This window comes from Nitrososphaera sp. AFS, assembly GCF_009898475.1.
GTDB lineage: Archaea > Thermoproteota > Nitrososphaeria > Nitrososphaerales > Nitrososphaeraceae > Nitrosopolaris.
This window is the reverse complement of sequence record NZ_QURE01000148.1, coordinates 223-6,536: the sequence shown is the minus strand read 5'-3', so window position 1 is coordinate 6,536 and position 6,314 is coordinate 223. Positions and strand designations below refer to the sequence as shown.

Sequence of the window (6,314 nt, the reverse complement as noted above, 5' to 3'; positions counted from 1 at the left end):
AATCATAGGAACAAACAAGAATGAAACTATGTCTAGGTAATAAAGTGATTATTTGGAGAACTTGATAGATCAAAATTAGTAAGAATACAGAGCCGAATACTATCATTCAGACTTCGCCTACAATGCACAAAGCCTAACCCCTCTCGCTCTAACAGTCAAGGCCGGTAGTGCATTCGACGGATGAACTATAAGAGTTATGTAAGTACAAAGTAGCAACAAGAACGGAAACAAATCCCCGAGACAAACTCAGGTCCATACTTGTTGGATGGCGTTGACGATTATCGCGAACCAACAAGTAAGCCTGCAGTTCCCGCATTGCCATAAAAACAGAGGAATCCTCAAATGATGTCACAACGTTTCAGTGGAAGCCCTTAAAGAGAATATTTGCCTGGTGAATCACTGACAGTAAGCACCAATCAAATCTATTTGCTGCCAAATCTATTTGCTGCCACAACTTGACGTTGCACTCATTGAGGATTTTAAAATAAGGTGGAAACATATCCAAGGTTAAATTTGGCCCTGGCTATCCTAGGAATCACATAAAGTCCCATTAGCATGTGCTGTAGTACCGAATGTCTGTACCAGAGATCCACACAATATTTGGGAACATGGAAATCCACATGATGCCTCATGGCGACCTATAGGAGCCATTTTTAAGTATCTATCTAACGTTATTTCATTTACGTTATTTTAAACAGACTTCTTGACATCAAGTAATATGAAAGCTTGCTACCACTGTATTTTTAATGATATCAGTCTTTGGCATTATTCCAGTTGTAATCTTCATTCCTTGTTCTAACCAGTTCTTAAGAAAGTTTGACCATTTTTGTCCCATATTATGGATTATGGTGATTGTATAATTAGCTCTAGCTTCGTCTATGTCGATTTCATATTCACCAAATCCGTTGTACTTGCATACCAAAGAAAGGTATCTAAGATAGGTTTCAAGGTCAGTCTTCTTAAACCAGAATAAAAGAAACTGCTTAGGTATTAAAGAGCCTATCTCTTTGGCAACTTGTCCAAGGGGGTCATCTTCAATCACTTGAATGATAGAACTGAAGCTCTCTTGTTTTAAGGTGATTGTATCATATCTCTCATTGTACCTATCCATTTCAGCATACTTTGTCAATATGGTCCCGATAAGAGAGTTGATTCCAATCCTTTTAGCTTTGGCGTCTTTCTGCAATATGTCGTCAAGATCCTTTGTTATCCTAAAGCTCCTTATGAGGGTCTTTTTTTTTGCTGACGAAGGCAACTATTTACAAATGAATAGTATCATGTTTACAATATAAACATCTGTCATTATTGTAAACGTCCTACATAATAAGGGATATCGCTAAAATCTGTCCATGGAATTTAGGAAACAGGAACAGAGTAACCCAAAAAATAATGTTAAAAAAACTGTGTTGTCTCAATTATTGGCTGGGCTAATTTTAGGCGCTGTTGCAATAGTAGCATTTTCTTACACGGGATTAAACCATGTTGTTATCACCGCTGCAGCCCAAAGTCTACCTGCCAAAAAAGTGCTCATCGTAACAACGAGTCATAATATACTAGGTACTAGCGGTTATCCTACGGGTGTCTGGCTACCTGAAATGACACATCCATTTTCAGCATTACAAAACGCTGGATTTAACATAACTGTTGCGAGTGTCAAGGGAGGCAATGTTCCAATTGATCCATATAGCATTCCGTCAAATCCACAAGGTACAAACAGAGATGACCCCATTACAGAAAAATTCTTGCACACACCAGCTGACGTGGCAATAATAAATCATACCATACCAGTTTCAACTATCGATCCAAAGCAATTTTCTGCAGTAGTATTCCCTGGTGGAAATGGGGCGACATACGATTTTCCTTGGGACAAGAATGTAAACAGAATAGCTGCTGCTATTTATGAGCAAGGAGGTATCGTTGCTGCAGTTTGTCATGGTCCTGCAGCTCTTTTAAATGCAACTCTGCCAAACGGACAATATCTGATAAAAGGAATGAAAGTTACTGGATTTTCGAACGAAGAAGAGGCAATAACAGAGATCTTGATCGGCAAAAAGCATGTCTTGCCCTTCTTTTTAGAGAATGAACTTCCAAAGCGAGGAGCAACATATGAAAAAACATACGTACATGAACCGCTTGTTATTGTAAGCGGCAGTGGAAGGCTGATAACAGGCCAAAATCCAGAATCAGCTACTAACGTAGGCGAGAAAGTAGTTGAAATCTTAAAGGGGGGACAAGCAACATAAATGCGTAATAAAAATAAAAGGGCAAATAAGTAATTACAAACCTGTTGCATTAGGTTTCAGCAGGTGCAAGAAGATGTTATGAAATGGATTAGAAACTTCAAGATCATATGCCCAGAAATCTTGTATAGATGTAAATTCTAAGCTCAGAATTTATTAGATCGTTTCTAATTCTACAAGCCTCACAGTAATCTTTTTCTTTACTCTTTCTTTTTATTGTTGAGGTCGACTTTATGTATTTTTGAAGACTGAGGTTCATCCTTTTTCTTAAATGTAAACCATACATCTTTATCAGCATAATCATCCTTTACCAGTCCTTCTCCTAAACCAGACAAGATTCCTGCTGGGATAGGTTGTGACTTTTTAAAAAGATTAGATAATGCTAATAAGGATCCTATCTCGCCATGATGTACTCGCCTATTAGAAAGATAGACTTTACCAGGGGTTTTTTGTGAATTCCAAAAATATGTTATCAAGTTTGCAATATCCATGCCTGTTTGGAAAGCCTCTTTATTCTTATCGATAGAACTCCTATCAGGCGTACCGTGTTCAATAGCATTTACTTCTTTTGGCCCCTTCGTATTTGGAAACTTGAACTTAAACATGATGCGGGATCTGTTATATTTAGTCAGAATAGATAATAAGTATTATCCTCATGACTTATTGAAATTATATTCTGGCATATCGTATTCAGAGGTATATGCTCAACAATTAACATTTTACAAAATTCTAACTTATAGTTGTAAAGCAACAACTAGCCCTGCCAGATTGGAAATTGGATGTCTACTGATTTGTTAATAAAAGAAGAGTCAGGATATGTACTACAGTTAAAAGTTAAAATCTCCAGATCCCAACAACTTTATTACATTCGAAAGCATTATGATGTCATGGGTACTCCTTCAGACAGCGTAGAAACAACATCACAACCGATCGAATTAAACTTAGCTAAATGGAGCGACCGATTCCTTGCCTGGTTGATAGATTTCATAATTGTCACTATCGGTATTGAACTCTTATTTTACACAGTAACCTTTCCTCTTTGGTTTGAGAGCAACCCTGGCAGATGGTTTAATGGTGTAGGAAGCATAGGATATGTTGCCCGCAGCCTAATATTTCTTGCATACTGGACATATTTCGAGTCAGCAAATGGCCAGTCAATAGGCAAAAGGATTTTGAATCTAAGGACGATAAACACATCGGGAAAGCCCATAGATATCAAGGAAGCACTAATAGAAAGTTTTGGTAAGGCATTTTTGCTTCCAATAGATGTGGCCCTGGGCTGGATATTTACAAATGATAGACGGCAAAGGATATTTAACAGAGCAAGCAATACAATTGTAATTAAGCACAAAGTCAGAGAGCAAGTTTCAACTCGTGGTGTAGTTTATAGAAGGGACGATTAAATTAGTTGACGAATTAACTTCGCCAAATGTATCAACAAAACAACTGCGCCACATGTAATTCGAGTATTGTACTCTCAGTAATTCTACCGGCGAGCCATTCTTGAGTTGCTTTCCAGATGTGAACTACCTGCAGGGGATCTAGTTGCTGAATTTCCTACACTTAGTCAATCGCTTTTTCCAATCACCTTCGAAAACTTGGAACTGTTGCACTAGCTGTAACCGACCAACCTGGCTGAGCTAAATGTTTGGATTGCCAAGTACCAAATCCTCTGGCCCGAACAGTTAGATGCTTTTGAGCAGCACCCAAGTACGAATGAGAAATTGAATGATAAACCATGAATCCTGAGTCAAAGGGGACGGTGACTATCGAAGGTAAGCTCACAACCTTAAGATATGAACTCCGGCTTCCTCATCCCAGAGAAGTAATCTGGAAAGCCATTACAGATCCAAACGAGTTAGTCATGTGGTTCAATACTAAGGCAGTTATTGATGGACGTACTGGTGGGACTATTGACTTTGTTAATGCACCATCTGGATTCCATACAACAGGATGCATTTTGAATTGGGACCAGCCACACATTTTTGAACATGAGTGGCACATTGCCCCTCTCCAGATCTACCTCATGGGGAACCTGAAGCTATTATGCATTCGGAGCTAATACATGATGGTGACTCAAATTCACACATTCTTATTCTGACTTTTAGCCACCTCGCCAGATTTACGGCTCAAGGTTTCGCACTAGGCATGCATGCATTTCTAGATCGCCTATCTGCTCACTTAAATGGCGAGAAGATGCCAGATTGGATGCAACGATATGTAGCTGTAAAAGAGTTTTATTGCTCATAGCAAGTGCAATCATGATATTAATCAAAAAAATCCTAGAGGTATTATCATTAGCACTTGCAACAGCTCAATATCTAACTTAGATAGTTCTTACTTCTCATATCCATCCAAAGGGCTCAAACTAGACTATCAAGGCAACGCAACATGAGAAAAGGATACTATCAGACAGATTTTAGAGGATATATCTGGTTCCCACACTATTCTGTATGAAAGCATCTGGCATACTCTTAGCTATTTCGGTCATGGCCTTCAATCCAGTACAATGACAAGGAATAAGAAATTTAGGTTTCATTTTTTCTAGTTCATCTACTGTTTTAGGAATTATGGATTCAAAGATTCCACCGCTAAGATGCATTCCACCAATTATTGTGTAGATTCTATCTTCGCCGGTTAATTCCTTTGCATAGTTAATTATATTTATTATACCAGAATGCCCACAACCTGTAATAACAACTAAACCTTTCTCTTTGATGTTCAAAATTACTGCCTGATCATCTTTAATTAATGGATCACTTTCCATCTTTCCATCAACCTCTGAATAATGATTAGGAAATCCTTTTTCAAACTCGTTTGTCCTTGGTACTTCCCCAGTTACAAGTACTGTATCTCCTATCCACAAACTTGGAGATTCTCTCTCAACTACACTATAGCCAGTTTTAGTTAGAACAGATCTATTTGGTTCAGGCAAACTTATTATTCGACCGTCATGAAACTTTACTATTCTCTTTCTGAACGCATCTTTGTGAAAAAGCAGAGGAATACTTTGCTCTCTACTCATTTTATTTCTAATATTGATCAGTCCACCAGCATGGTCAATGTGTCCATGACTTGATATTGCGAATTCACATAAAGACAAGTCTAAATTCAAAACATCGGAATTGTGAGCAGCAGCCAAAGGATCAAGACCTGAATCAAATAATATAGTATGTTCAGTTCCATCATTTATTTCCAATTCTAGGGCAACGGAAAAACCGTGTTCTGCTATCAAAGGTAGTTCAAACCATCTTTGACCTATGGATGGACGGGATGCAATTCCGGTGTTTGGTAGGAGTATATCCACATTGTTATCAACAAGACAGGTCACCTTTGCGTTTTCAACATCTTTCAAATGCATGTGTGCTACTTATACTGTGAGCCTAGTAAGGATATCGGAAATATGTTGGATAAGATTCCAAATATCAGTGCACATCATCTCACCGCTGAGATGAAGAGCGCGCATTAAGAATAACAATTATTTCAATATCATTAGTTAGAAGCTATATTTGCCCCATGGTCAATATAATACCTGGTAATGCCTCGAACACTCTATAGCCCTCACTGTGAATCGAGACTACATATGTCAGTATGGTATATTTGGATTAATAGGATAGTTAAGATTAGGAAAAGAGATTTAGCTTTTGTGCTTAACTAAGAGAATTTCTAGGAGCCAGAGAAAATCTATTCTGACAAAACAATTAAAAAATAAAGCAGAGCAGTATTGATTTTACGCTTATCTGTGCATGCCACCGTGTATGTCAGCTGAATTGCTACCAAAATTCAAGCATACAGTGCTGCTACCACTACCACCGCTGGTTCCGTCAGTAAGTAACTGTTTTGCATGATCGTCTGGTGGTGAAGGGCTTGTGGTATTGCATGCGTTGAGTTGATTTACTGCCTGATTAACCCTTATGCTATTTCCATTGTGGTTGTTGTTGTGATGTCTGTGTCCATAATATCCTCCTGCCATTACCTGTTGTGGTATAGCAAATGCTACTCCTGTCAGAGCAGCCGCTGCTACGATTGCTGCAACTACTAATGTTGTATTTCTGTGATTCATTATTCCAGAGG

At 38.3% G+C, this 6,314-nt stretch carries 7 protein-coding genes; 3 read left to right on the top strand and 4 right to left on the bottom strand.

The features are described from left to right. Positions 1-709 precede the first annotated feature (709 nt). Positions 710-1,255 (bottom strand): hypothetical protein, encoded by a 546-nt coding sequence (locus tag DYY65_RS11885; protein ID WP_162478171.1) that lies wholly within the window; start codon positions 1,253-1,255, stop codon positions 710-712. A gap of 94 nt (positions 1,256-1,349) precedes the next feature. Here DYY65_RS11885 and DYY65_RS11880 point away from each other — a divergent pair, with 94 nt between their 5' ends. Continuing rightward, positions 1,350-2,243, top strand: coding sequence for a type 1 glutamine amidotransferase domain-containing protein (locus DYY65_RS11880; protein ID WP_162478170.1), 894 nt, complete (start codon positions 1,350-1,352; stop codon positions 2,241-2,243). A gap of 197 nt (positions 2,244-2,440) precedes the next feature. Here DYY65_RS11880 and DYY65_RS11875 read toward each other — a convergent pair whose 3' ends face one another. Next, entirely contained in the window at positions 2,441-2,845 is a 405-nt protein-coding gene (locus tag DYY65_RS11875; protein WP_162478169.1) for a hypothetical protein, read from the bottom strand. 186 nt (positions 2,846-3,031) lie between these two features. Between DYY65_RS11875 and DYY65_RS11870 the strand changes: the two genes are divergently transcribed. Together DYY65_RS11870 and DYY65_RS11865 are read left to right on the top strand one after the other, a co-directional pair. Continuing rightward, on the top strand, positions 3,032-3,643 hold the full coding sequence (locus DYY65_RS11870; RefSeq protein ID WP_201449493.1) for an RDD family protein: 612 nt from the start codon (positions 3,032-3,034) through the stop codon (positions 3,641-3,643). 335 nt (positions 3,644-3,978) lie between these two features. After that, positions 3,979-4,302, top strand: coding sequence for an SRPBCC domain-containing protein (locus DYY65_RS11865; protein ID WP_162478167.1), 324 nt, complete (start codon positions 3,979-3,981; stop codon positions 4,300-4,302). 357 nt (positions 4,303-4,659) lie between these two features. On the opposite strand, the gene DYY65_RS11860 is transcribed toward DYY65_RS11865, so the two are convergent. After that, positions 4,660-5,595 carry an MBL fold metallo-hydrolase gene (locus DYY65_RS11860; RefSeq protein WP_162478166.1) on the bottom strand — a complete coding sequence of 312 codons (936 nt, stop codon included), beginning with the start codon at positions 5,593-5,595 and terminating at the stop codon, positions 4,660-4,662. 381 nt (positions 5,596-5,976) lie between these two features. Then, the coding region (locus tag DYY65_RS11855; RefSeq protein ID WP_236561827.1) for a hypothetical protein at positions 5,977-6,314 on the bottom strand (338 nt) is incomplete at its 5' end.